Annotated in this window: 2 protein-coding genes; both read left to right on the top strand. The window is 41.5% G+C overall.

Going from position 1 to position 1,240, the window contains the following annotated elements:
- The first annotated feature begins 65 nt into the window (after window positions 1–65).
- Complete coding sequence (locus tag L0668_RS20520; protein WP_235314596.1) at window positions 66–371, top strand: transposase; 306 nt, start codon at window positions 66–68, stop codon at window positions 369–371.
- Complete coding sequence (locus L0668_RS20515; protein ID WP_235314597.1) at window positions 311–1,210, top strand: IS3 family transposase; 900 nt, start codon at window positions 311–313, stop codon at window positions 1,208–1,210. The genes L0668_RS20520 and L0668_RS20515 overlap by 61 nt, the downstream gene beginning before the upstream one ends.
- Window positions 1,211–1,240: the final 30 nt, after the last annotated feature.

Below are 1,240 nucleotides of genomic sequence, written 5' to 3'. Positions count from 1 at the left end.
TGTAATGGTCTAATTATTCAAAACACATTGTTGGAGGTATCATAACCAAAACCAACGAGGTAATAATGAGTAAGAAATTTACATCTGAGTTTAAACGAGAGTGCGTAGAATTAGTCACAGTTCAAGGCTATACCACTAAACAAGTCGCCGAAAATATGGATGTTGGCTATTCCAGTTTACAAAAATGGGTAAGGCAATATCGAGCTGAGCAACGTGGTGTGACGCCCAAAGCATCAGCCTTAACACCCGACCAAATACGCATTCAAGAGTTAGAGAAAAAACTCAAACAAGCTGAAAGTGACAATGCCTTATTAAAAAAGGCGTCAGCCTTCTTCGCAATGGAAATGACCAACGGGAGCCGGTCGCGTTAAAGCTGAAGAAGGCTGGGTATTCCGTTCAGGATATTTGTCGATGCTTAAGTTTAAGCCGCAGTACATTTTACAGTAGAGCAAAGATGAAGGTTATCAAGCCCCAACAAGTACGTTTGGAGGCCGCCATAAAGCATGTGCATCAAGAAATGGATGCCACTTACGGTAGCCGTAGAATGATGATTGAATTACGTGATTTAGGCTTTAACGTGGGTCGGTATAAAGTCAGAAGGTTAATGAGACATCATAAGTTGATTGCCAAACGGCCTAGACTACATCGTTACCCTAAAGGCGGTAAACCGTCTGTTATTGCCCCTAATCTTTTAAATCGCCAGTTTAATCCTGAGCGTATGAATACTCATTGGTCAGGGGATATCACCTATATTCGAACCGGGCAAGGTTGGCTGTATTTAGCCGTGATTGTTGATTTATGCTCCCGTAAAATCATCAGCTGGGCGTTCTCTCATAAACCGGATTCTGAGCTAACCATCAGGGCTATTCGGCTAGCAGTCAATAAACGACGGCCTAAGACTGATTTAATATTTCACTCTGACCAAGGCGTACAATACACAAGTGATGCTTTCCAAGGCTGTTTAAAAGAACTAAACATCCAATCCAGCATGAGTCGAGCAGGCAATTGCTTAGATAATGCTGTAACGGAACGCTTCTTTAGAAGTTTAAAATCTGAAAGAGTGAACTACCGCCACTATCAAACTCGCCACCAAGCACAGGCTGATATTATTGATTATATCGAACCATTTTATAATCAGAAACGAAGACACTATAAACTGGGCAACATCTCACCCGTACAATATGAGATGAAATTAATGCAATGCGCCTAACAATCTGTCCATGAATACTTGACCATTACA

It is taken from the genome of Paraglaciecola algarum (assembly GCF_021532655.1).
GTDB classification, from domain to species: Bacteria; Pseudomonadota; Gammaproteobacteria; order Enterobacterales; family Alteromonadaceae; genus Paraglaciecola; species Paraglaciecola algarum.
The sequence above is the reverse complement of the archived record's forward strand: the minus strand, read 5'-3'. Positions and strand labels throughout refer to the sequence as shown.